The following is a 23,191-nucleotide window of genomic DNA, read 5'->3' as shown; positions in this document are numbered from 1 at the left end:
TATCGATACCATATTGTCTGATTCCATGATAGAAGGGAGGAGGACAGCCGAAGTGTTGTCCGACAATCATGTTGCAGTTGAATGCAAGACAATCAAAAGCTAAGGCGTTCGGAAGATGGAGGAGCGCCTCGAGACGGGAATCGCATGCCGTATGGTATGTATTCTTGCTCCCAACATTGCTCGGCATTTTGATTTTTACCCTTTATCCTTTGAGTGAGTCGCTGCGGCTCAGCTTCATGCGGGGGGCGGAGGAACGGTTCGTCGGAATTCAGAACTACGCGGACGTGCTCACCTCGGGGACGTTCTGGTACGCGGTCTACAACACGATCTACATCACGATCTTTCAACTTCTGATCGCGATTCCGATCGGTTTTCTCATCGCTTGTCTGATTAATAGCTTGCGGCGGGCTTCGTATTTTTTCAAGGTGTTGTTCTATATTCCGAATGCAACCTCGATGGTGGCGGCGGCAACGGTGTTCCTCGCGATCCTTCATCCAGATGGGCCGTTGAATTATGTTGCTGAGCTGCTCGGATTTGAGAAGGTCGTGTGGCTGTCACAACCCGTCTCGGCCAAATGGGGAGCGGTGATCCTGGCTGTGTGGCACTGGCTTGGCTTCGTTATCATTATTAATCTGGCGAACTTGCAAGCGATCCCGATTGAATACTATGAGGCGGCATCGATCGATGGCGCTTCGCCGTTGCAGCAATGGTGGCGGATCACTTTGCCCAATATGCTTGGAAGTCTGGCCATCTTGTTCATCCTCGGCTGGATCGGAGGACTGCAGCGTTTCTCCGATGCGTACATGCTCGGTGGGGTGCAAGGTAGCCCGGCCCGGTCGCTGTATACGGTCGTTGGATTCATATTCGAGCGCGGTTTCGGCGGCCATGAGTACGGTATTGCATCGGCCGCAGCCTATATTTTATTTGTGCTTATTCTGATCTTCACGTATTTCAATACCAAGTTGTTGCGCGTCAACAACTCATGACTCAAGTCACGAGCTTGTCTCTGCCTACTTCGTAGACAGTGCTTGAGCTGCGCACAAGCCTTTTAGACTTATTCCTAACCGGTAGTGCAAACGCACCTTATCGTGCTCCTACCTTAGCGTGTTGGAACATCAGGACGGTCGACCTCGCCCCTACAACAAGAGCTATACTCCTGTTGTACCTGTACCGATGTACTCGATTCCTTTGCGGTACAGATTCATGGCACCGATTCGGTCATCGTTCGAACGATAGTGACAAGTTCGGCATTCAAAGCTATGCGTCTTTTTGTTTCGATTGGCTCGTTCAATATGTCCGCATTTCGGGCAGGTCTGGGACGTATACTTGGGATCTACTGCGATGACGCCCTGTCCGTTCAGTTGAGCCTTGTACTCCAACATCTCACGGAATTGATGAAATGCCCAGGAAACCGACACATACCGATGGCGAACACATACTTTTTCCGTGGCGGAACGAACACCTTTTAAATTTTCGATCACAAACAGCGTGCCTTTCGGATACGTTTCAACGAGTGCCTTGGTTATCTGATGGTTGACATCGGTAACATAACGGTTTTCTCTTGAACCGATTTCCTTGAGTCGCTTTCGAGCGGAGGGGGTTTGTCTCATCTGAAGTTGTTTGCGTAAGACTTTATACTGGCCCCGTTTGTGTTTCACGGTTCGTCCAGGATAAAACGTCGTCTGGCTTTGGCTGTCGTAGGTGGTGGCGAGAAAGTTGATTCCCAAATCAATTCCTACAATGTGTTTGACCTTTGTAAGATCCAATTCAGGGAACTCTTTGGTCATGGAAATGTGCAAAAACCACTTCTTGTGTTTATACACGAGCTTGGCTGTGCCCCATTTCCATGTGCCATCAAAGAAGTGCTGCATGCCTTGTTTTTTGTAACGAAGCTTCACTCGTTCGTCCAGCGTATTTACGCTAAACCGATCATCGTTCAACGAGTAATCTCGATTCCATACCAGATCATATTCAGGTCGTTTGAATCGGATTAAGCTCCAGTCGTGTCCGTTGGATCGGGCAGAGGTATAGCGGGCGATGACCGTTCTGATCACTGATTGCGCCATTTGGCTTTTCAAACCAAAACGACTTCGCAGCTCTCGATAATACAAGTCATGGAGTGCACGCTGACGTAACTCTTTGGTTTGAAAGACAATTCCAGAAAGATAGTTGCATGCTTCACGATAGGTTTGGATGGTCTTGGTGAGCATTTCTGTATGTTCATGCGGGACATCGATTTGGATTTTTGCTGTAATGGTGGATATCGGATTCACCTCTTTTCACTGCATTCAATATAGCACACCATGTTAAATTCTCATGATGAAAGGAGGAAGCATGGACCTTTCGGCTTTCGAGCTACCAATGGTAGCCCTTATGCCGAGCGCAATTCCTCACACGGCTAAAGTCGCGTGTGTCCATGCGCGGTTATGAAAGATAGGCAGAAAATCCTGAACGCCATGGTTTTCCTGTTGCTGGCAGCCACTGGCTTCACTATGATCTATCCGTTCGTCTGGATGATCAGCGTCAGTCTGGAGCAAACGGCGAACGTTGCGATGCCATTCCCGCCGCGGCTTATCCCCAAGGAGTTCTCGTGGTTTCATTACGGACTTGTATTCGAGAATAACAAATTGCTCCTGGCCTATTGGAATTCGATCGTCATCGCCGTCTTTAGCGTCGTTCTTAGCGTCAGTTCCGCATTGCTTGGTGGATATGCATTCTCACGAGGTAACTTTAAGGGAAAGAAATTGTTATTCTTTGCAGTGCTGGCAACGATGATGATTCCATTCGAAACGCGGCTCATCCCGATGTTTACAATGTTCAACGATATAGGTCTCATCAATACGAAGTATCCGCTCATCCTTCCTTCGATCGTTAATGCGCTCGGTCTTGTGCTGGCGAAGCAATATTTCGATCAGCTTCCGGAGGGGCTGAGGGAATCCGCCAAAATGGACGGTGCCGGTGAATTCAAGACGTTCTTCTACATCTTCGCACCGCTGACCGGCCCGATTACGGCGACGCTTTCAATCCTGTCTTTTCAAGACAGCTGGAATTCGTTCATGTGGCCGCTTGTCGTCATTAACGACCAGGATCTGAAGACCGTGCCGTTGTTCCTGTCCAGTTTCTCCACGGAGAACGGCGGACGGCTCGCCGGGGTTACGATGGCGCTGGCGGCGATGAGCATCTTGCCTATGCTGCTGGTGTTCCTGTTTTTCCAAAAATATATCATTCGAAGCATTGCATTAAGCGGCTTGAAAGGAGAGTGATGGGGCGGGGGGAAGAAAGGGAGAAAGTGCAGGTAAATACTTAAATCTATGGAGGAATCACGATGTTCAAAGGAAAATCCAGGTTTAGCGCCGTTGCTCTGTTCTTCATATTTATGGCCATACTCAGCGCATGCAGCGGGACAAACAGCGCCGATACCAGCGCATCGAACAACAAGTCTGCCGGTTCGGCACCCGAATCGCAGAACTCCTCATCCGAACCGGGGACTTCATCTAAGCAGGAACTGTCGGGAACGGTGAAGGTGCAATTGATCGGAAGCTTCTCCTTTGAGGACACGACGGACCCTGTCACAGGAGTGACAACTAAAGGGGTTCATGTATTGAAAGAAGAGTTTGAAAAACAGTATCCCGGCGTGACGGTCGAATTCGTGCTTATGGGATGGGATAGCTACAACGAGAAGACGCAAACGATGCTCCAGTCTGGCGCAGCCGACGTATATCAAGTGCCCGGAATCGCTACGTTCGCGGAACAAGGACTGCTGGAGTCGCTTCAGCCTTATATTGAAAAAGACAAATTCGATCTGGGTATTTATCTGAACGGTCAGGTGGACGGCTGGAGAGCGATGGGGCCGAACGACCAGGAGCCGGAAATTTACAGTTTGCCGTTCATCGGCGATGCGCGTGTCCTTGTGTATGACAAGCAGCTTTTCGACGATTGGGGTGTCGAATATTTGTCCGAATCGCCAACGATCGATGAGGTGCTGGAAAAAGCGGCGAAGATGACGGGAAACAACCCGAAAACCGGCGCACAAAACTATGGATTGACCTTTAATGGAAAGGATGCCGCAGATACTGTCATGAACGTCAACGAATCGCTTGGCGGTCAGTGGGGAACCGGGTTCTTGTGGAAAGGCATGAAGGTGGAATTCGATTCGCCGACGATGATCGAGGCGGCGGAACGGCTGAAGGAAGCGAGCCAGTATGCTCCAGAGGGTGTGCTTGTGGATCAAGGGAGCGAGAACTTCTTGAAGGATAACAACAATGTCGCTATCAACTTGCGCGTAGCACCCGGCTTTATCGACAGCATCAAAACATTCGGCACGCAAGATCGTTACCAGGCGACGCTTCTCTTCAAGCATTCCGAGAAAGGAATGGGCGGCATGTTTGCGGGAAGCCCGTTTGCCATCGGTACAACAAGCCAGAACAAAGATCTTGCCTGGGAATGGCTGAAGTTCAGCGGAAGCGAAGTTTTTCAGAAATACATGTGGGAAGAACAACGCTCTCAGAGTATGCCTGTCCTTAAGGCAGCGGCAGATTGGGAAAGTGTGAAGGCAGAGCCGCAGATGGACATTATTCTCAAACAAATGAGCCAACTGTGGGCGCCCCGCTATCCTTATCGTTCCGGACAACCGCGTTATATTTTGTCGGAGAACGTAGAGCGCATTTTGTTAGGTGAATTGTCGCCTGTCGAAGGAATGAAGAGAGCGCAGGAAGAGACGGAGAGTTGGCTGGAAGGTCAGCAATAAACCAAATCATTACTAGGCTAATTTTCAACATAAATCCATTGAGAGGCAAGGTGGTACAAAAATGTTTAAGAAAGCTCTTCTGTTTGTTGCCGTCGTTGTTGTGTGTTTCACGTCTTTGGCGAACACATCCATGGCTTACAGCAATTCCAATTGGATGGGGGAGATTAGCGATCAGACCGCGCTATCCGCTCTCTCGATCCCGGGAACACATGATTCCGGTGCGATGTACGAGTCGGTTTACGGTACGGCCAAGACGCAGGATCTCACGATTGCAGAGCAGTTGTCCAGTGGGGTCCGCTATCTGGATATTCGTACGAGACACTTCAAGGACGCCTTCACGATTCACCACGGTGCGGTGTATCAGAATCAAAACTTTGACGGCGTCTTGAATGCCGTGATTTCGTTCCTGAATAACAACCCGACGGAAACCGTGATCATGAGCGTGAAACAGGAACATACCGCCGCCGAAAATACACGTTCCTATGAGGAGACCTTTAAGTGGTACGTCAATAAAAATCCGAACAAATGGTTGATGACGGATCACATCCCTACTCTAGGCGAGGCCAGGGGCAAGATCGTGCTTCTTCGAAGATTTGCGGCAGATCAGCTTCCGAAAGGCATTGATGCAACGGCTTGGAAAGACAATACCTCTTTCGAAATCCATAATGCAGCCGACTTGAACATCCAGGATTATTACAAAGTAACGGACCGAAACAAGAAGTGGACGGATACTCAGAACAAATACAACGAAGCGAATTCGTCCAATCCATCGATGTTATACATTAACTTCACAAGCGGGTACAGCCCGGGCTTGTTCGGCATTCCGAACATTCGAGCGATTTCGGACGAGATCAATCCAAAGGTCAATCAATTCTTTACCACGAACACGAGCGGCCGCTTCGGTGTTTCCGCGATGGATTTTATGACAAGCGAACTTGCTTCGAAGATTATTGCAACTAATTTTTAATTCGCAACATATATAGAACAAGCAGAGGACGGTGAATTTGATTCGCCGTCTTCTTGGCAGGCGAGTTCCTCCAACCCAAGGAGGAAACCCGATGCTGATGACCCGAAAAAGGGCTGCAGGCTTTGGTGACAAACAGGATGAGAGCGGCCCCCATCAAAAACAAAAGCAGAACAGTCAAAGGGACAACTCCTTTGGTCGGATTACCGGGGGTGAAGAGGGCTGGTGACCGCTTGATTTGATAGCGATTTCATTGTAAAGGATTGCCTATCGCTTGGTATGGGGAAGGATGTGAAAACGCCGCTATTCTTCCATTCTTTACAAATCTCTGATTCCCGATTACACCTGCTTAACACATACATATTACACTTGTCCTGATCACAATATTGGAATAGGAGTGGATCAGGTTGAACAATAAGATGGACCGCAAGACATTTCTTTCTTATCTGGGAACAGGGGCAACGGCACTGGCGGCTGCTTCCGCCGGACTGGGCGTCCTGGAGGGAAAGGCTTCCGCCATGTCCGGAACGGAAGATCAGTTGTTCGGATTTAAAACCAACCGTGTCAGCGGAAAATTCGATCCGATCGAACCGACCAAGGCAGACGAGCTCGTCCTACCTAAAAATTTTAAATACGATGTTATTGCTGCATTTGACGACGTTATTAACGAGGCTGGAGATAAATTCGGCTCTGGCTGCGATTACAACGCATTTTTCCCTATCAGCGGCTCTCAAGTCCGCGGCCTCTTGGTCAACAACCACGAATACTCCACTATTTTTTCGGTCGGCCCCGTAAAAGACGGGAAGATGACGCCGGATCAAATTCAGAAGAGTCTGTATTACCAAGGCATGTCTGTCATCGAAATCTACCGTGACGAGAAGGGCGTATGGAAAATGGACACTTCGTCCTCCTACGCACGCCGCATTAACGGATTCAGCAAATTCGATATCACCGGCCCAGCCCGCGGCATCCCGGCCTTGAAAAGCGCAACCACCGCCACAGGTACTTTTGCCAACTGCTCCGGCGGCGTGACGCTCTGGAACACGGTGCTGTCCTGTGAGGAGAATTTCGAAGAAACGGCGGCTAACTCCAGCTTGCCGGAGACGCATTACGGTTGGGTCGTGGAAGTGGACCCGTTCGACAAGTCCTTCCTGAAAAAGCATACCGCCCTCGGCCGCTTCAATCACGAGAACACCGCAATGGGTCTGGCAGCGGACGGCCGTGTTGTCGTCTACATGGGTGACGATAAAAAGGATGCCTGTGTCTATAAATTTATCAGCACAAATAAATTCGACAAAAACAAAGGCCGCGCCAACTCCGCTCTCCTGGAAGATGGCACGCTGTATGTCGCGGATCTGAAAAAAGGGGTCTGGCACCCGGTCACGCTGGAGGCGGTAACCAAAGCAGCCACCGAGGACCCTTCCCTGCTGGACAAGTTCACGTCCCAGGGAGATGTAGTGACCTATTGCCAAGAGGCGGCGAAGCTTGTTGGAGGCACACCGACCGACCGTCCGGAGGATATTGAAATTTCTCCATTTGACAGCACAGTCTTTATCTGCCACACCAATAACGACAATCACGGAAATATTCACGGGCATATTACACGCATCTTTGAAGCTGGAAACGACCTGGGCGCGATGGAATTTGATTTTGAAATTTTTGCGGCTGGCGGCCGTCAATCTGGCTTCAGCTCGCCGGACAACCTGGCCTTTACTTCCAATGGCGACCTGTGGGTGGTCACCGACATCTCCAGCAGCAGCCAGAACAAGGGGGTACATAAATCCTTTATGAATAACGGATTGTTTGTCATTCCGACCAGCGGCCCCGATAAAGGCGTGGCGCTGCAGTTTGCTTCCGGTCCGGTCGAATGTGAGCTTACGGGTCCATTCTTCTCGCCGGATGAGCAGACGCTCTTCCTGTCCGTACAGCATCCTGGTGAAAATACGGAGGATTTAAGCAAGCCGACAAGCACCTGGCCTCACCGTCCCGGCGAAAATATGGCCCGCTGCGGAGTTGTTGCTATCAGCGGATTCAATCTTGAATAATTAAGCGAAGGGAGAGAAGAGCATGCCGTTTGGAAACATCGGAATCGGAGGTTTAATCCTGATCCTGATCATTGCCCTGATCATATTTGGTCCATCCAAGCTGCCTGAACTCGGGCGGGCTTTCGGGCGAACGTTAAGCGAATTCAAAGGCGCCACCCGCGGCCTGATTAATGGGGAAGAAGAGAACGGGGGCAAGGACCATGCTCCGCAAACTGCTGCCGCGTCCGACAAGCAGCAAGGCTGATCCGAACGACCAGAGCGCGATTGAGCATTTGGAGGAGCTGCGGAAGCGCCTGATCCGCACGCTCCTGGCGTTTATCGTGGCGATGACGGCTGCCTTGATCTATGTTGAAGATATTTATCGCTGGCTGGTCCGGGACATGGACGGTAAGCTGGTTCTGCTTGGTCCATCCGAGGTCATGTGGGTATACATGATCATCGCCGGAGTTGTCGCTTTAACGGTCACCCTGCCGGTCGCCGCCTACCAGACATGGAAATTCGTGCAGCCAGCTCTGCCGGATGGGGCTCAGCGCTCTGTCATAGTGCTTATCCCGGTGATCAGTTTACTGTTTATTGTCGGTATTTGCTTTGCTTATTTTGTCCTGTTTCCTATGGTGCTGCAGTTTATGCAGCGGATGGCCGAGGGCGGATTTTTGACGATGTATACGGCACAAAAGTATTTTACCTTCATGATTCATATGACGGTACCATTCGGATTGCTGTTCGAGATGCCAGCGATTATCGTATTTTTGACCAAGCTGGGCATCGTGAATCCGCACCGGCTGGCGAAGGCCCGCAAGATGGCTTATTTCCTGCTCTGCATCATTGCCGTGACCATCACGCCACCGGATATCATGTCAGATCTGATCGTCATCGTGCCGCTGTTTTTGCTCTACGAAATCAGTGTATCGATCTCCAGAGTTGTGTATCAGAAGCAGCTTCGCTTGTCGCATATGGAGAACTAACGGCTAAACCGGTTTGCTGGGGCAGACGATATCATAGCCTCATGTTTGACTTATATTCAAAGCCCTTCGGAGAATTCTGGGGGGCTTCGAATATTTTTAAGCTATGATATCGTTTAGCCGGAAAAAATATCTTGAACGATCATTAAAGAAATGGTAATATTTTGGAAGGAGGGGGAGGCTTGATGGCCAGACATAAAGAGTTTGACATGACCGAAGTGCTTGATAGAGCCATGGACCATTTCTGGCGACATGGATATGATGGCACATCGATGCAAGAGCTGGTTCACCATGTTGGAATCAAAGCGCAGAGCCTGTATAACGCCTTCGGGGGCAAGCGGGACCTGTATTTTGCTGCGCTAAAGCATTATGTCAATCAGGGCACGGTGATCTCTACCCTTGAGCAGACGCCGTCGGGTAAAGAAGCGATTACGAACGTATTTTATGAACTGCTTGCAGACCTGGACCATCCGGAGAATCGAGCAAGGGGATGCTTCATTTCCAATACCTGTGTCGAGCTTGCACCGCATGATACGGAAATTGCCGCATTTATCGAGAGAGAAAGAATCCGCATGGAAGATGCATATTATTTGGCTTTGACCAGGGCGAGGCAGCAAGGAGACTTGGGGGCACGCTACCGGGATTTGCGGGCACTTGCGCGTTTTCTGCAAAACTCGCATGGAGGTTTGATGGTTACCGCCAAAGCGGCAACGGATATGACAGTGCTGAAGGACATCGTGTCGGTCACGCTTTCGATTTTTGAATAAGCGTGGCCATTATTTTGGTCATTTCTTTAATGATCATTCAAGAAAAGATATGTCAAACTTATTAATCAGGTTGGAGGGGTAGGAATGAAAAGGAATGGAGTCATTTATTTACTGGCATTTGGTTTGTTCATCATGGCGACAGCGGAAATTGTTGTAGCAGGAATATTGGGTATGATTGCGGAGGATCTCCGTGTACCGGTGGGGATGGCCGGGCAATTGGTCACGGTCTTTGCCGTTATGATTGCCGTTGGTTCGCCCGTTTTGTTGTCATTAACTTCTAAAATGGAGCGGAAAAGTGTGCTGATCCTGTCCTCTCTCGTTTTTCTTATTGGAGATCTGCTTGCTTTTTTTAGCCCCAACTTTGCTGTTCTTATGGCCTCCAGAATGGTGCAGGCAGCAAGCACTGGTGTATTCACGGCAGTGGCCTTGACCGTGGGTTCCAGTCTGGCGGCACCGGAGAAACGGGGCAGCGCGATCGGCACTATGATGATGGGAGCAAGCACCGCTCTGGTCGTCGGCGTTCCCCTTGGAACGTTAATCGGCGAATATTGGGGATGGCGTGATGTGTTTCTATTGAATTTTGTCTTAGCTCTGCTTTTCACAATTGGGCTTGCTATATTCGTTCCTACATCGGAAAGCCGGGAGTCCGTATCGTTGAAGACCCAACTTGCGACATTAAGTGACCGCCGAATTCTGAGCGGATTATTTATTACGCTTTTTTGGACGATGGGCTATCAATTATTGTTCACTTATATAGCTCCCTTTCTGCAGGAGTCGGCAAGCTTGCATGCTTCGCAGATCAGCCTGATACTTTTCATTTGTGGCATCTTTGCGGTTATAGGCTCGCGTATTGGTGGATATGGGGCGGACCGCTGGGGAATTTACCGGACCTTGTCCGCCAGTCTACTGCTCCACGCCGTAGCGTTAATGGTTCTTCCGTGGGGAGCGGTATCGTTTGCAGGGGCTTTTATCATTCTCGCGGTTTGGATCGGGTCTGCTTATATGACGGCGCCTGCACAGCAGTATTATCTGGTTTCCATTTCTCCTGGCACGTCCGGTTTGGTGCTTGGGTTGAACAATTCGTTTACCCAACTCGGAATAGCTATTGGGGCCGCTTCCGGAGGGTGGGCGGTAACCCAAACCTCTGTTAAGAATCTGGGGTGGATCGGGGCTATGATCATCCTTATCGGCATGCTTGTCGCCGCCTACTCCTTCTCATTGAACAAGAAGCTGAAAGTGACCTCCTGACCGTCCTCCATTTTGTATAAGGTACTCAAAGCAGACAGCTTTTTTGCTAGCTTTCTTGCAAGAAGGGGATTCGCCCCCTCAGAGTCTAGTAGCCAGAGTGAGATAGGTGTCTATAGGGAGTGGTGTCTGGTGTCCGTTGCCTAATGCCTAATACCTAATACCTAATACCTAATGCCTAATGCCTAATGCCTAATGCCTAATGCCTAATGCCTAATGCCTAATGCCTGTTGCTTGCTGCCTTCCCATATAGCTTTGCATGATTATCCCTTTTATTCAGAATGCGGGGGTCGAGGCTTGGGGCTTGAGAGGGCCTGGGGGAAGGAAAGAGAAACGAGATACGAAAAAAGGTGGCTCAAGTGGGAAGTTTGGCTTGAAATAGGAACGTATGTTTGGTATAATGAGAAACAGAACTTATGTTCTTATTTTGTTGATTCGGAGGCGAGCAGACATGGAAGTCCAAGCGGAAACGGAACTTCAACCCTTCAGCAGTCGTTATCACAACGAGCAGGCCTGCATGGAGGCATTGATCGTGCTGAAGTGGCCGAACGGCTTCGTCTGCCCGCGTTGCGCTCACACCCGCTGCAGTCGTCTGACCTCCCGGCGTATCCCCATGTTCGAATGCGCCAGCTGTGCGCATCAAACGTCGGCTTTGGTCGGTACGATGTTTGAACGAACCCATCTCCCCCTGACCAAGTGGTTCCAGGCGCTGGAATTGTTCCTGCTGCCCGACGGCATCTCGGCGATGCGGCTGAGCCAGGTGATCCAGGTCACCTACAAGACCGCCTGGTTTATGCTACACCGAATCCGCCATGCCATCGGGGAGTTCGATGCCCGGGAGCTGCTCTGCGGAGACGTGAAGGTGAACAGTGACCTGTATGGGCGTAATCCGTCCCGGCCACAGTTTCCTCATCCATATGCTTCGGCGGTCGTAGCCGGGTGCACGGTCACGGAGTCGGGCGAGCTGAAGCAGGTCAAAATCCGCCTGGTCCCCCAGATGAGGGGAGAGGGGAACGGAGCGAATCGTCACGAACTCGCTGCGTTCATCCATGAACAGGTAGATGTTCGTACATCGGCGGTACAATCGTTCCCTCAAGCCTATCGGCTGTATACGCCCTTGCGGAAAGTGGTGAGAGAGGCGTGGAAATCGCTGAAGAGTACGTATGTAGCCTTGGGACCAAAGCACCTGCAGGCGTACCTCAACGAGTACACCGGACGCCGCCGACTGCGCCTGACCGAAGGGGAAGAAACGATATGGCAGAAGTTGTTGTACATGAGCGTGACGATTCCGGCGATTCCTTACCGCCGACTGATCGCGCGCCAACCGGTGCAGCCTCTTGCGGCTGCTGCCTGATCGCAGGGCTTGAACGAGGAAAGGTGAGCATGAGGTGCGTGGCTTGACCGGTGTGGGTCAGCATGAACGAGGACATCGGAAGCATTCGGGTTCAAGCGGCAACGAGGACCCGGGTCTTTTTATTTTTTCGGTGCCTTGCTCCTCTCCCTCCTCCTCTCTCGGTCAGTTTCACATCACCTAAACGCTCTGCTTTCTCCTAAGATCGCCTCATGATCTCGAACCGATCTGCTTCTCCATAAGGCACATCCAAAAATAATAGACCCATTCAATGGCCCTGAATCGCGTAACCACAGACATTTTCGTGCCTCATTGGATCCGTTATTTTCTTTAACGTGCCTAAAGTATATGTTCGGTTCCCGGTTTTCTGTTTCTCTTTACCTGATTTACCTGATCCAACGGGATAATTGTGCAAAGCCCCCGGACAGCGAGTTCACATGCCTTGCCACGATCGACGGGCGGCTTGACTGTCAAGCACGGATGATTAGGTGGAGTTGGAGTCCATAAAATGAGTTAACTTAACTTTTGCAGCATGAAATCGGCAAACTTGCAAGAAGGGGATTCGAATTCCTCCGAACCCAGTAGCTACAAAGGTTTAATTGGATTTGGGTTCTGCGAAAGTTGAGTTATTTAAAATTGCTTGATAGAGAATATGTAGCAAACAGCCGTCCCTAAATGGGGCGGTTTTCTTATTTAAATCCGCATTGTCGGCTCAGTATCAAAATGTATCCTACCCTACAAAAATGATCGGACCATACAAAAAAGTGCGTACTATTCAGCGTTATGGGAACTTGGTAATCTACATACAGAACGAACGATCCATAAGTGGAGCGGCCGTTAAATACTCATAGATGGGGTGCGAAATGATGCAAAAATATCAACTTACTTTGAAAGATAAACAGATTGTGTGGGGAACTGCTGTGGATATTGAGTCTCTTATTGGCAAATATTCCGGCGACTCCATCAGACAAGGCGTGAACACGGCTTTGGATTGGAATTTGCCTGCCGGTATATATAGAGCCAAAGAGGTCGTCGTGGAGCTGGATAAGCTACTGGAGGCGATGCTGGTTCAGCTTGGCGAACCGGTTAAGGGTGATCCGACGGTGCTGCTGGACAGCCTGCAGGCCAATTTGGCGATTTCCGGACGTGTGTCGGCCTTGCCGCTTGGTCCTTTGGCTTTGGAAGATAAAGCTGGCGCCGAGCTGACGGCTCAGGCGGTGCGTATAGGCGAGCAATTGGTAAGCTGGGCACGGGAGATTAATGCACAGAAGAGAGTGCTCGCGCAATACGGACCGGAAACGCTCGGAGCGATGGAGTTTAGAAGCCATTGTTATGGTCATGCCCTGATTCCAGAAGCTATTGCACAGGCTTTCGGCCCAACGGGTGGCCCAAGGGTCATGCAGCTCTACAATGAATATCTGCACCAATTTGTTCTGCTGCGGGATGCCTTGCTTCCGTTCGCCAATTGGGAGCAGGTACCGTTTGAAGTCAAGGAATATACGGAGTTCAAAGGATTGCGTTTTCTGGAGCCAGCCCGTGAGGTCTTTTTAACTCAATTGCTCGGGAAGAAGCTGACTCACAAATCGATTGTCCAGTATGCGCAAAGCGTGGTTAGTTCCGGTTTGAGCACAGCCGGTTACGGCTTCCAGTACCATCTGGGGACCGTGCTGCCTGCTGGTTTGGGAGAGGCGGCCGGGACGGCGGCGCGGTATCTTTTGAAATGGCATCCGGTACACACGATTCGGACAGAAGAAACACAAGCTTTGGCTGCGGTCGCATTCGATTATGAATATGCCGATTATTATGCCGCTCCGCGCAGCGAAGCAGGAGCAGGAACACCGGGGAGCAAGGATACACTTCCTATTCCCGGAGAGCATTACGATCAACCATCCGTCGCCCGGCTGCTGCCGAATACGGAGGACGATCGCACGACACTGCGCTTCAGTCTGGAAATGGAAGGCCGCGAATTTACGGTAGACCTCGGTCAGCTCTTTAGAGGGCATCGCTTTTTATATCGGCCGCAAGGGAACGGCAATGCCGAAGCTGCGATTGTCAAGCGTACATTGATCAGCCTGCATCAGGTGGTGGATATCTTCTCGTTTGCTGGATTAGTGACGAATACGGATGGAATCCATTTTATTCCTACTGGTGGAAATGAGCTTGTAGTATGGGCTTTGTTAGGCAAACTGTATCCCGAAAATGTGGTGTTATTGGACAAAGGGGACCAGGAGGAGCTGGAAGCGGCGTATGTTTCCGGCAAGGGATTCGGAACGCAATTTTTAGTGCTGTAAATCATTAGGGGATAGTGGTGGGAATCGTTTCTCTGCTGGCAAGCTTTGCAACCATCCCCAGAGGGTCTTCGGGGCCAATACGAAGTTAAAAGCTTGTGATGGAGGAACAGATCTGATTAACCATTTGCTAAAGCAACTCCGCAACGAATATTGAGCACCAAGTCAAGAGGCACCTGAGAGGGTGCCTCTTGACTTCAATTATTCAATCGGATAGGGCATGGTCTTTGATTGGAATCGCAAAAAAACTGCTGCTAAACGCGGTTTGGCTTCTTTGAATGTGCGCCGATAGACTTTTTGCTTATGCATGCTTATGACTGGTGTACGCTACTTCATCGGGAAAGCTCTCGATATATGTGGTGCCAAATTCACATAACATCAAGAGCATGGGGGTCAACTGCTCGCCCAGTTCGGACAAGCTGTATTCCACTTTTGGCGGCGAAACCGGATAAACCTTGCGGATAATCAGACCGTCGCTTTCAAGCATTCTTAGCTGCATCGTAAGCATGCGCTGAGTCGCCTCAGGAAGCAGGCGCTGCAGCTCATTAAAACGAACCGGGCCTTTGGCCAGATAATTTAAAATAGATATTTTCCATTTCCCGCTCACCAAACCCAGTACAATTTCCGAGGTGCAGCGATAAGATTTATCTCTAAAGTGGATCATTGATCAACACGCCCTTTGCAGAAGAATTTAGCAATGATTGCATTCGTTTCTTCTTTAAGCTGAAATGAATTGTGGATCAGCCTTTCCATATATTAAGTTCCGGCAGGCTCCCTTGTCAAGAAGTTCTGGATCGATTAGTATAAAATTAATAAGGGAGGTTGTCTTATGCCACAAACAGGGCGTCCACGCTCATTTAGCCGTGACGAGGCGGTCGCTGCCGCGATGATTCTATTTTGGGAAAACGGCTTTGAATCCACTTCATTGTCCCAATTGCGCGCTGCGATGGGGAATATATCGGCGGCGAGTTTTTACGCGGCATTCGAATCCAAGGAAGCACTGTTCCGCGAAGCGGTGGATCGATATATATCTACTTATGGGGATGTTTCGGAAAGCTTCCGGGATACAAGCCTGACAGCGAGAGCAGCCATGGAGCAGGGATTACGGCGATCGGCACGGATGCAGACCGAGAACTCTCACCCTTCTGGCTGTCTGTTGGTTTTGTCCGCTGTAAACTGCTCTCCCGAGCAAAAGCACATCCGGGAGATGCTCGCCAAGGAAAGGGAGAGAGTCAGGGGGTGGCTGAAAGATTGTATAGAACGTGCCGTAGCCAATGGCGAGCTGCCCGGTTCAACGGATATCTGCATGCTGGTTACGTTGTATGAAACTTTTCTGCGAGGAATATCGACGCAAGCCCGTGACGGTGTTCCATACGAGGTTATCGATGCTGCCATCACTCAACTGATGTGCGTCTGGGATACATTATCTGCTAACTCATGAGATCTAATGGAAGTTTTGATTGAAAATCGAGGTGAATCCATGTCGGAGAACAAGCAAGCAGGGGGTGCCGCAATTGCCTTCGAGGTGGCTGGTTCATCCGGTCTGAATTTGTTGGATCAACTGCTCCTTATGGTTGATAGAAGAGCATTTCCAGAGGGTCGCAACCCAACGATCATTCCGTTTCTTTCAATCTATAAGCACAGTCGGCCGACGATGCTGACGCAAAGCGTGCTGGCTCCTTCTTTTTGTCTTATTTTGCAAGGAACTAAAAAGCTATATCTTGGTGAAGAGATCATTTATTATGGAGCGGGCGATTACCTGGCCTCTTTAATTGACATGTCTGCGTCCGGGCAGACCGTAAGTGCACAAGAGAAGTCTCCGTATATTGGTCTGCGTATCGATCTATCGATGCAAGAGATTGCTTCCGTTATTATGGAGGCAGGAATTCATGTCAAGCTGAAAAATAAAAAATGGAGCAGGGCGCAGCAGTCTGAAGGAATAGGCAAAGCCATTACCTGGATCAGGGAGAATTACACTCACTCGTTTACCGTGGCCGAACTGGCTAAAATGTGCAACATGAGCGTCTCGGGGCTGCATCACAAATTTAACATGGGACCGTTGCAGTACCAAAAAAGTCTTCGCCTTCAGGAGGCAAGGCGTCCTATGTTGAGTGGAGCCACGGATGCGACTACGGCAGCGCGGGAAGTCGGTTATGAGAGTCCAACGCAGTTTAATAGGGAATATCGGCGGGTTTTTGGTTTGCCACCGTTAAAAGATATCCATGAGATACGAAACAACACATAGGCCCCACAAACAGTGAGCTCCCAGGATTTCCTGGGGGCTCGTTTGCTTTGGTGCGGGAATGTTGGATTGCAGGATTAGGCAAACATAGGGCAGGAATGGCCTACTTTCAACGGATATTTTGCAGGATAATAGGTTTGAACAATGTGAAGGAGGTTCTCGATAAATATGGGTAAAGTTTGGTTGATTACAGGCAGCTCTCGTGGAATTGGAAGAAATCTGGTTGAAGAAGTTTTGCAGCGGGGGGATCAAGTGGTTGCAGGAGCGCGCCGCCCTGAGCAATTGAACGATCTGACGGCGAAATATGGTGCCCGCATTCTTCCTGTCGCTTTGGACGTTACCGATGTAGCACAGGTGGAAGCGGCGGTTCAGCAGGCCATCGATACGTTTGGCGTCCTGGATGTGCTTGTGAACAATGCCGGATATGCCAACAGCTCACCGATCGAAGAAACCGGAGAGGAAGACTTGCGAGCTCAATTTGAAACGAATTTTTTTGGCGTTGTCCATATGACAAAGGCTGTTCTCCCGGTTATGCGGAAGCAGCGCACCGGCCACATCATGCAAATTTCTTCGATAGGCGGCCGGGTTGGGGGATCGCCCGGACTCAGTGCTTATCAATCCGCCAAGTTTGCCGTAGAAGGTTTTTCGGAAGTGTTAATCAACGAGGTGAAACCGCTCGGGATTAAGGTGAGCATTATCGAACCTGGAGGCTTCCGCACGGATTGGGGTGGCCCGTCCATGCAAATAAGGGAAGTGGGTGCGGATTATGAGGAGACTGTGGGTAAGATGCATCGATTCCGCAAAGAAATCGACGGGAAGATGCCCGGAGACCCTGCTCGCGCCGCGAAGGTAATAGCGGATATGGCCGAACTGGAGCAACCGCCATTGCGCTTGCTCCTCGGATCGGATGCGCTCAAGCTCGCCCGGGAATCGTCCCGATCCCGTGCAACCGAGGCAGAGCAGTGGGCAGAGGTCACGATGTCAACGGATTTTTCCGCAGAATAAGCGGTGTGAATATTGAAGCGGGATGCGTGACTATACCAAATATGACTATACCGAATATAAAAGTGAAATAGCCGAGTTCATTGAAAACCAGGGGCGCTCTCTACTCGAAACGAGTCAGGGAGCGCCCCTGGTTCTTTTGCGGATCTGTTTTTGCAAAGCTTTACAATCAACCTATGTGGAGTACGGCTTTGCCGGAGAATTTCCGCTCCAGCAAACTTTGGGCGACGGTGTCAATTTCGGTCCAAGGTGCCTGCACTTCGATCCGGGGTGTTAACCGACCTTTTGCGACCAGCCGGGCCAGCAAGCTTAGATCATCTGCGGCCGCATGGCGGGTAAGCTCTTCCCCAAGAAAGAAGCTATATAAGGTCCGTCCGCCGCTGGTCACCAGATTCATCATATCGATCGTCGCGGTGTTAGAAGAGGAAAATCCCACCGCGACACAAATGCCTTGCGGTGCAAGCTGCGGCAGCAGCGCCGCCAGCGTAGCGCCGCCTACCGAGTCGATGATCAGATCATAAGGCCCGAATTTGCTGGCTGATGAAATTTCGGAATAGCCAACGACCACTTCGTCGGCTCCGACCTCCCGGACAAGCTTGGCCTTGTCCTCTGTACTGGCCGTACCTACGACGAATGCGCCGGACTGGGCGGCAAGCTGGTGGGCGAACAGCCCGACACCGCCGGTAGAGCCTGTAATAAAAATGCGCTTGCCGAGCAGCATGCCACCTTTTCGCAGCGCATAAAGCGCCGTCAGGCCCGCTACGGGCAGGGTCGCCGCCTCTGCAAAGGTGAGCTCGTCCGGAATTTCGGCCAGCATCGATACAGGGGCGGCCACTTGCTCGCTCCAGGCGCCCAGCGGGAGCAAGCCGACAACCCGGGCTCCCTTTTGCGGACCTGCGCCGGTCTTGGCAGGCTCAATGACAATGCCGGCGAAATCCCAGCCGGGTCTGCTGGATGCTTCCTGCTCCTTGGCGTCTTTTACTTCACCGCGATTAAGAGAGACGGCTTTCACCTGCACGAGCGCTTCCCAGGGCTGGGCCTGTGGAGCGTCAACTTCCTTGAACGCCAAATGTAACGGGGCAAGCGGATCAACTGTAATGGCACGAATCATATTGTATCTCCTCCATGAATTGGTTGTGTGTCATTAGATGACTTTCGATTTCATTACGGAGTATACTTTAATTTAAATGATCGGCCCAAGTGCAGAACTACACTTCATCAAAAGAAGGGGAGGAGGAAGATGGGCATGCATACGGAGAATTCCAGACTTAAAACCGTATTGGGAGAGATTGAAGCGCTGCGGATGAAGCGCCAGCACGAGCTTACGAATCGGTCTCATCCGTCCTTGAAACGGTTTACACAGCAGGAGATGAACGACGAGGCCTTTCCTTCATATAAAAATTTGCTGGTCGGGCGTTCCCGCCGATTACCGGATCGTCAGACGATCATCAACATCGCCGAGTATCTTGAGTGTACTTCTGATGAGCGTAACGATCTGCTTTTGGCCGCCGATTATCTTCCGATTCAGACCGAATTGGAGGGGCGGGTGCTGGAACGTGCATTGGAATGGGCGCAACAAACGATGGGGCCTATTCCTTTTCCCGCCATGATTGTAACGCATACACAGGACATCAAGGAGATTAACGAGCCGTTTCGCCGCTTGTTCGATATTCCCCGCGAGCGTTCCTACGACGGCTTAATGAACAGGGTTGATTTTCATTTTAATCCTGACTTGCCTATCCGGTCCCGCTCCACTTTCGATAAAACGTCGTTCGAGCAGTGGGAGGTGCACGCCATAAACGGAATCCAGGGGTTCAAGAGGGAACACATACTGTCCCGCTACGACACCTGGTATCAAGAATTGCTTCATAGAGCTCAGAAATATAACGCGGACGAATATTTGAATATGCCGAATGCAGAGGAAAAGGTGGATTATACGCAAACCATATTGGCCAGAAGAGAAAGCTCCGGCGAGCTTGTTCCCATCCGCTACAGGCAGGTTTCGATTTCTGCAGGCAGCCGCGGATATCCGCAAATTGTGGCTTTTCTGCCGGTCGATGCTGCCGCGCGTAAAGTTTTTGAGGAGCTGGGCTGTCCCGCCGGGTGTGACTTTTTGAACACGCACTATTAAAAATAATTGACCCGAGTGTGCCGACCAGCCCGCGCATTCAGTTTGTCTTAAGCGATCTTTTCACCGGATTGACCGATTGTTCTAATAACGATTTCAGGAATGACCAGCAGCAGCACAATGGAGCCGTAAACACCGATGGTATAGCTGGTAGCGTAAACAAGGCCGAACCCCTGATGAAAAAGGGTGGTGATGAGATGAATAAACATATTCGTAAAGCAAAAGGCGTAACTGCGGATCATCCAGTTCCGGTGCCGGATCATACGTTTCTTTTTGATTTGCACAAGCGCCATAACGGTTATAAACGGCCATATCATATTGATCAAATTAAAGCCGATACTGCTGATTCTTCCCCCGGTGGCGTAAGGCGCCATGTATCCGGACGTCAGCACGACAACCAGTACGGACACAATGTAAACGTAACCGTTGCTGCGATGAAAGCGGCGGCTTTTTTCAAAGATTCGATTGGAAAAATTGAGCAGCCCTGACGCCATGGCAATACATGCAAATGCAACATGAACATACATTGCGTTCAGCCAGACAGGGAGATTAAGCTCGCGTCTTAGTCCGGTTTTACGGCTTAAAAACCCTGCGGCCCCGGGATCGATCATATAATTTTTCACCAATGCGTAAACGATGAACAGCACGCTGATCACGGTCAAAAGTCTGAATAATGTTCTTGGTTTCCTCATGAGATTCAAAACCCCCGCAGCCCCATAGTCTGTGCCCACATGAAGAATTGTAACCAACGAATATCTCAAACGAAGCTGCAAAAAAGTCACAAAACAATAAACATTTCATCACAAAACAGGGGCTGCGTTAGCTGCTTGCGGCAGAAATGTTACACTGGAATCCGAAGGTGGGATGTTCATGAGCGAAGCAACGACAATACTGGTTGTAGACGATGACCAAAGTATATCCGAGCTATTGAGAGATTTTTTGGAGTTCGAAAATTATCACGTGATCACGGCCTGTGATGCAGCGCAGGCGTGGGAAGTGTTTGAACAGCATTCCATACACTGCATTATTCTTGACATCATGATGCCAGGACAGAACGGGTTTGAGTTATGCCGCCGGATTCGGGCGGAAAGCAGCGTTCCAGTCCTTTTCTTGAGCGCCCGCAGCGATGATGTGGACAAAATTCGTGGGCTGACGCTTGGCGGTGACGATTATATCGTCAAAACGGCCTCACCCGGCGAAATTGTAGCCAGAGTCAAGGCTGTATTGCGGCGTTCCGCTTCGCAGCGGCAATTGCATGCCAGGGTTTTGGATTTTGGTCGCATCAAGCTGAATCTGTCCACAAGAGAAGTGACCGTGGATGGAAAAAATGTCGTACTGACACCGAAGGAGTATGAACTGCTGCAGTTATTTGCCGAGCATCCCAGACATGTGTTTACGTATGAACAGTTGCTTGATAAATTTTGGGACGGGGTGGGCGACAGGCATACAATCCGGGTGCATCTTGGCCGGCTGCGCGAAAAAATCGAATCCGATCCGAACCATCCACAATACCTGGTCAACGTATGGGGAGTAGGCTATCGTTTCGAGGGAGGATAATATGAAAACACTTCGCATTCGCACATTTACTTTGCTGTGCTTTTTCTTCGTACTGCTGGTGCCGTGGATCTTCTATCTTACCGCTCATTTCATGGAAACCCAAACGTTCAGAATCACAGAAGACCGTCCGCTGGATGCGCATCTGCAAGGACAACTGACCGGGATCATACATTTGATCGAAACGGGCGCGGGCAAATGGCAGGATGCGAATTGGCAAAATCAATTGCATAAAGAGTTACAGCAAACAAAAATGGATGTGACGATTCGAACTGCGTCAGATCAGGTCATCTACCGCTCTAACCCGGAGCGTCGTGCCGCTTTATCGTCAACCGAGCAGTTCTCTGTCATCGACGATGGCCGGTTGTTGGGGAGGGTCGTCATTTATTTGCCAAAGCCACCCAATGCGGTTCTGATGATTTCGATGCTGGCCGGGTTCTTATTGGCTTTTCTTATCGTTGGTATGGAAATGCGCAGGTTCCTGCTGAAGCCGCTTGAGAGGATGAGCTTTGCAGCCAGACAAATCGCGGCGGGAAATTGGGATGCGGAGCTGCCCCGGTCCCATATCACTGAAATCTCTGCTGTGCGCGACGGATTCGAAGTGATGGTGAAGGGGCTGCAAACAGCTTTTCAGAAGCAGGCGGAATTGGAGGAAGAACGCCGCTTCGTGATCGGGGCAGTCGCGCATGATTTACGGACTCCGTTGTTCGCCTTGCGTGGTTATTTGGATGGCTTGGAGCGAGGCATTGCTCAATCCCCGGAGAAAATAGCAAAATATGTGACGGTATGCAAGGAAAAATCGACGCAATTGGACCGGCTGGTGGAGGACCTTTTCACATTTACCAAGATGGAATATCTGGAGACGGAACTTAACAAAAAAACGGTTGATTTTAAACTCATCCTGCAGAAGTCGATGGACAGTTTAAGCCCGCTGGCCCGGCAAAAGCACATCTCGATCTCGAACCATGCCGCAGACGGCTGCTTCATTAGCGGGGACATGCACCTGTTGGAGCGTGCCATCAGCAACCTGTTGGATAATGCGGTAAGGCATACTCCTCCCAATGGTGAAATTGTGGTTCAATGTGATGCAGAGAACGACCAAGTAAAGCTTACGATACGTGATACAGGGCCGGGTTTCTCGGCAGAAGAGCTGCAGCGGGTGTTCGAGCCTTTATACCGGGGAGAAGCATCCAGGAATCGTTCCACCGGTGGCAGCGGATTGGGGCTGGCGATTTCGCAAAGAATTATCAGGCGTCATGGAGGCGAGCTTACCGCAGGCAACCATGCGGAGGGGGGAGCGATGCTGACCGGCTGCATACCTGCCACACTCAACTTCAAACATGGAAAGCTCCTTCATAAAGAAGTGGGCATATTACCGAAAGGTGCCTTGAAGCAGCTCACCGACTCCTAAATAAGTGAAAGAGGTTGATTGAAGGCACATTAAAACAATATCAATATTCCTTTACAGGAATATTCTTTATATGGTATATTGTGAATATGATATACAGCCGACGAAATGAGGTGGATTGGACCCAGATACGGAAAGGAACAATGGTATGGATACAACGACCTTTAGTGCGCTGGCTGAACCAAACCGGCTGCATATTGTAGAACTGCTGCGTTACGGTCCGTTGACCGTAGGGGAAATTGCCGAACGAGTGGGAATTCGTCAGCCCCAAGCCTCCAAGCATCTGCGTGTCTTGCTGGAAGCCGGTCTTGTCGAGGTGCAGGTAGTCGCGAACCGCAGGATTTACAGACTCCGGCAGGAGCCGTTTCAGGAGTTGAACGAGTGGCTTGAAACGTATAGAGCACTCTGGCAGGAACGCTTTGATGCCTTGGATCGGTATTTGCAAAAGCTGCAAGCCGAGGATAAACAATCGAAGGAATAACTCTATT

The 23,191-nt window shown here is 50.3% G+C and carries 23 protein-coding genes; 19 read left to right on the top strand and 4 right to left on the bottom strand.

Annotation, left to right across the window (positions count from 1 at the left end):
* Window positions 1-164: 164 nt before the first annotated feature.
* Complete coding sequence (locus tag OIN60_RS13585; protein WP_305755381.1) at window positions 165-986, top strand: carbohydrate ABC transporter permease; 822 nt, start codon at window positions 165-167, stop codon at window positions 984-986.
* A 162-nt stretch (window positions 987-1,148) separates the two neighbouring features.
* Here the strand turns inward: OIN60_RS13585 and OIN60_RS13580 are convergent, their stop codons facing one another.
* Window positions 1,149-2,264, bottom strand: coding sequence for an RNA-guided endonuclease InsQ/TnpB family protein (locus OIN60_RS13580; protein ID WP_305755558.1), 1,116 nt, complete (start codon window positions 2,262-2,264; stop codon window positions 1,149-1,151).
* A 162-nt stretch (window positions 2,265-2,426) separates the two neighbouring features.
* On the opposite strand from OIN60_RS13580, the gene OIN60_RS13575 reads away from it, so the two are divergent.
* The 11 genes from OIN60_RS13575 (at window position 2,427) to OIN60_RS13525 (ending at window position 14,372) form a co-directional block, all read left to right on the top strand.
* Window positions 2,427-3,263, top strand: coding sequence for a carbohydrate ABC transporter permease (locus OIN60_RS13575; protein ID WP_305755380.1), 837 nt, complete (start codon window positions 2,427-2,429; stop codon window positions 3,261-3,263).
* Between the two features lie 62 nt (window positions 3,264-3,325).
* On the top strand, window positions 3,326-4,747 hold the full coding sequence (locus tag OIN60_RS13570) for an extracellular solute-binding protein (protein ID WP_305755379.1): 1,422 nt from the start codon (window positions 3,326-3,328) through the stop codon (window positions 4,745-4,747).
* A gap of 61 nt (window positions 4,748-4,808) precedes the next feature.
* Entirely contained in the window at window positions 4,809-5,714 is a 906-nt protein-coding gene (locus OIN60_RS13565) for a phosphatidylinositol-specific phospholipase C (protein WP_305755378.1), read from the top strand.
* A gap of 91 nt (window positions 5,715-5,805) precedes the next feature.
* Complete coding sequence (locus OIN60_RS13560; protein ID WP_305755377.1) at window positions 5,806-5,940, top strand: hypothetical protein; 135 nt, start codon at window positions 5,806-5,808, stop codon at window positions 5,938-5,940.
* 190 nt (window positions 5,941-6,130) lie between these two features.
* Window positions 6,131-7,756 carry a PhoX family protein gene (locus OIN60_RS13555; RefSeq protein WP_305755557.1) on the top strand — a complete coding sequence of 542 codons (1,626 nt, stop codon included), beginning with the start codon at window positions 6,131-6,133 and terminating at the stop codon, window positions 7,754-7,756.
* A 22-nt stretch (window positions 7,757-7,778) separates the two neighbouring features.
* Window positions 7,779-8,000, top strand: a complete 222-nt coding sequence (gene tatA / locus OIN60_RS13550; RefSeq protein WP_305755376.1) for a twin-arginine translocase TatA/TatE family subunit — start codon at window positions 7,779-7,781, stop codon at window positions 7,998-8,000.
* Entirely contained in the window at window positions 7,957-8,721 is a 765-nt protein-coding gene (tatC, locus tag OIN60_RS13545) for a twin-arginine translocase subunit TatC (RefSeq protein ID WP_305755375.1), read from the top strand. Before tatA ends, tatC begins: the two co-directional genes overlap by 44 nt.
* A 182-nt stretch (window positions 8,722-8,903) precedes the next feature.
* Window positions 8,904-9,485, top strand: coding sequence for a TetR/AcrR family transcriptional regulator (locus OIN60_RS13540; protein WP_305755374.1), 582 nt, complete (start codon window positions 8,904-8,906; stop codon window positions 9,483-9,485).
* 84 nt (window positions 9,486-9,569) lie between these two features.
* Window positions 9,570-10,733, top strand: a complete 1,164-nt coding sequence (locus OIN60_RS13535) for an MFS transporter (RefSeq protein WP_305755373.1) — start codon at window positions 9,570-9,572, stop codon at window positions 10,731-10,733.
* Window positions 10,734-11,181: 448 nt separating this feature from the next.
* Window positions 11,182-12,084, top strand: a complete 903-nt coding sequence (locus tag OIN60_RS13530; RefSeq protein ID WP_305755372.1) for a transposase — start codon at window positions 11,182-11,184, stop codon at window positions 12,082-12,084.
* Between the two features lie 860 nt (window positions 12,085-12,944).
* The gene (locus OIN60_RS13525) at window positions 12,945-14,372 is read left to right on the top strand and encodes a hypothetical protein (RefSeq protein ID WP_305755371.1); all 1,428 of its coding nucleotides are present in this window, start codon (window positions 12,945-12,947) and stop codon (window positions 14,370-14,372) included.
* Window positions 14,373-14,670: 298 nt separating this feature from the next.
* Here the strand turns inward: OIN60_RS13525 and OIN60_RS13520 are convergent, their stop codons facing one another.
* Window positions 14,671-15,033 carry a winged helix-turn-helix transcriptional regulator gene (locus OIN60_RS13520; protein WP_305755370.1) on the bottom strand — a complete coding sequence of 121 codons (363 nt, stop codon included), beginning with the start codon at window positions 15,031-15,033 and terminating at the stop codon, window positions 14,671-14,673.
* A gap of 165 nt (window positions 15,034-15,198) precedes the next feature.
* Between OIN60_RS13520 and OIN60_RS13515 the strand changes: the two genes are divergently transcribed.
* From OIN60_RS13515 to OIN60_RS13505, 3 genes are all read left to right on the top strand, one after another.
* Window positions 15,199-15,810 (top strand): TetR/AcrR family transcriptional regulator, encoded by a 612-nt coding sequence (locus OIN60_RS13515; protein WP_305755369.1) that lies wholly within the window; start codon window positions 15,199-15,201, stop codon window positions 15,808-15,810.
* Between the two features lie 39 nt (window positions 15,811-15,849).
* Window positions 15,850-16,614 (top strand): AraC family transcriptional regulator, encoded by a 765-nt coding sequence (locus OIN60_RS13510; protein WP_305755368.1) that lies wholly within the window; start codon window positions 15,850-15,852, stop codon window positions 16,612-16,614.
* A gap of 165 nt (window positions 16,615-16,779) precedes the next feature.
* Entirely contained in the window at window positions 16,780-17,616 is an 837-nt protein-coding gene (locus OIN60_RS13505; RefSeq protein WP_305755367.1) for an oxidoreductase, read from the top strand.
* A 166-nt stretch (window positions 17,617-17,782) separates the two neighbouring features.
* Here the strand turns inward: OIN60_RS13505 and OIN60_RS13500 are convergent, their stop codons facing one another.
* Window positions 17,783-18,724, bottom strand: a complete 942-nt coding sequence (locus OIN60_RS13500) for a zinc-binding dehydrogenase (RefSeq protein WP_305755366.1) — start codon at window positions 18,722-18,724, stop codon at window positions 17,783-17,785.
* A gap of 129 nt (window positions 18,725-18,853) precedes the next feature.
* On the opposite strand from OIN60_RS13500, the gene OIN60_RS13495 reads away from it, so the two are divergent.
* A complete protein-coding gene (locus tag OIN60_RS13495; RefSeq protein WP_305755365.1) occupies window positions 18,854-19,744 on the top strand; it encodes a hypothetical protein in 891 nt (296 codons plus the stop codon).
* Between the two features lie 47 nt (window positions 19,745-19,791).
* Here OIN60_RS13495 and OIN60_RS13490 read toward each other — a convergent pair whose 3' ends face one another.
* Window positions 19,792-20,433, bottom strand: coding sequence for a DUF2306 domain-containing protein (locus OIN60_RS13490; protein WP_305755364.1), 642 nt, complete (start codon window positions 20,431-20,433; stop codon window positions 19,792-19,794).
* Window positions 20,434-20,611: 178 nt separating this feature from the next.
* Between OIN60_RS13490 and OIN60_RS13485 the strand changes: the two genes are divergently transcribed.
* The 3 genes from OIN60_RS13485 to OIN60_RS13475 all read left to right on the top strand — a co-directional run bounded on the left by OIN60_RS13485 (window position 20,612) and on the right by OIN60_RS13475 (window position 23,184).
* A complete protein-coding gene (locus OIN60_RS13485; RefSeq protein WP_305755363.1) occupies window positions 20,612-21,298 on the top strand; it encodes a response regulator transcription factor in 687 nt (228 codons plus the stop codon).
* A gap of 1 nt (window position 21,299) precedes the next feature.
* Window positions 21,300-22,706: a sensor histidine kinase gene (locus OIN60_RS13480; RefSeq protein ID WP_305755362.1), complete on the top strand. Its 1,407-nt coding sequence runs from the start codon at window positions 21,300-21,302 to the stop codon at window positions 22,704-22,706.
* 145 nt (window positions 22,707-22,851) lie between these two features.
* Window positions 22,852-23,184, top strand: coding sequence for an ArsR/SmtB family transcription factor (locus OIN60_RS13475; RefSeq protein ID WP_305755361.1), 333 nt, complete (start codon window positions 22,852-22,854; stop codon window positions 23,182-23,184).
* Window positions 23,185-23,191: the final 7 nt, after the last annotated feature.

The sequence above is a fragment of the Paenibacillus zeirhizosphaerae genome, assembly GCF_030705605.1.
GTDB classification, from domain to species: Bacteria; Bacillota; Bacilli; order Paenibacillales; family Paenibacillaceae; genus Paenibacillus; species Paenibacillus zeirhizosphaerae.
The sequence above is the reverse complement of the archived record's forward strand: the minus strand, read 5'-3'. Positions and strand labels throughout refer to the sequence as shown.

Bases quoted from the DNA above. Each gene is read 5' to 3' on its own strand.
- OIN60_RS13575 (WP_305755380.1), top strand. From the start codon at position 2,427: ATGAAAGATAGGCAGAAAATCCTGAACGCCATGGTTTTCCTGTTGCTG.
- OIN60_RS13570 (WP_305755379.1), top strand. From the start codon at position 3,326: ATGTTCAAAGGAAAATCCAGGTTTAGCGCCGTTGCTCTGTTCTTCATA.
- OIN60_RS13565 (WP_305755378.1), top strand. From the start codon at position 4,809: ATGTTTAAGAAAGCTCTTCTGTTTGTTGCCGTCGTTGTTGTGTGTTTC.
- OIN60_RS13560 (WP_305755377.1), top strand. From the start codon at position 5,806: ATGCTGATGACCCGAAAAAGGGCTGCAGGCTTTGGTGACAAACAGGAT.
- OIN60_RS13555 (WP_305755557.1), top strand. From the start codon at position 6,131: ATGGACCGCAAGACATTTCTTTCTTATCTGGGAACAGGGGCAACGGCA.
- tatA (WP_305755376.1), top strand. From the start codon at position 7,779: ATGCCGTTTGGAAACATCGGAATCGGAGGTTTAATCCTGATCCTGATC.
- tatC (WP_305755375.1), top strand. From the start codon at position 7,957: ATGCTCCGCAAACTGCTGCCGCGTCCGACAAGCAGCAAGGCTGATCCG.
- OIN60_RS13540 (WP_305755374.1), top strand. From the start codon at position 8,904: ATGGCCAGACATAAAGAGTTTGACATGACCGAAGTGCTTGATAGAGCC.
- OIN60_RS13535 (WP_305755373.1), top strand. From the start codon at position 9,570: ATGAAAAGGAATGGAGTCATTTATTTACTGGCATTTGGTTTGTTCATC.
- OIN60_RS13530 (WP_305755372.1), top strand. From the start codon at position 11,182: ATGGAAGTCCAAGCGGAAACGGAACTTCAACCCTTCAGCAGTCGTTAT.
- OIN60_RS13525 (WP_305755371.1), top strand. From the start codon at position 12,945: ATGATGCAAAAATATCAACTTACTTTGAAAGATAAACAGATTGTGTGG.
- OIN60_RS13520 (WP_305755370.1), bottom strand. From the start codon at position 15,033: ATGATCCACTTTAGAGATAAATCTTATCGCTGCACCTCGGAAATTGTA.
- OIN60_RS13515 (WP_305755369.1), top strand. From the start codon at position 15,199: ATGCCACAAACAGGGCGTCCACGCTCATTTAGCCGTGACGAGGCGGTC.
- OIN60_RS13510 (WP_305755368.1), top strand. From the start codon at position 15,850: ATGTCGGAGAACAAGCAAGCAGGGGGTGCCGCAATTGCCTTCGAGGTG.
- OIN60_RS13505 (WP_305755367.1), top strand. From the start codon at position 16,780: ATGGGTAAAGTTTGGTTGATTACAGGCAGCTCTCGTGGAATTGGAAGA.
- OIN60_RS13500 (WP_305755366.1), bottom strand. From the start codon at position 18,724: ATGATTCGTGCCATTACAGTTGATCCGCTTGCCCCGTTACATTTGGCG.
- OIN60_RS13495 (WP_305755365.1), top strand. From the start codon at position 18,854: ATGGGCATGCATACGGAGAATTCCAGACTTAAAACCGTATTGGGAGAG.
- OIN60_RS13490 (WP_305755364.1), bottom strand. From the start codon at position 20,433: ATGAGGAAACCAAGAACATTATTCAGACTTTTGACCGTGATCAGCGTG.
- OIN60_RS13485 (WP_305755363.1), top strand. From the start codon at position 20,612: ATGAGCGAAGCAACGACAATACTGGTTGTAGACGATGACCAAAGTATA.
- OIN60_RS13480 (WP_305755362.1), top strand. From the start codon at position 21,300: ATGAAAACACTTCGCATTCGCACATTTACTTTGCTGTGCTTTTTCTTC.
- OIN60_RS13475 (WP_305755361.1), top strand. From the start codon at position 22,852: ATGGATACAACGACCTTTAGTGCGCTGGCTGAACCAAACCGGCTGCAT.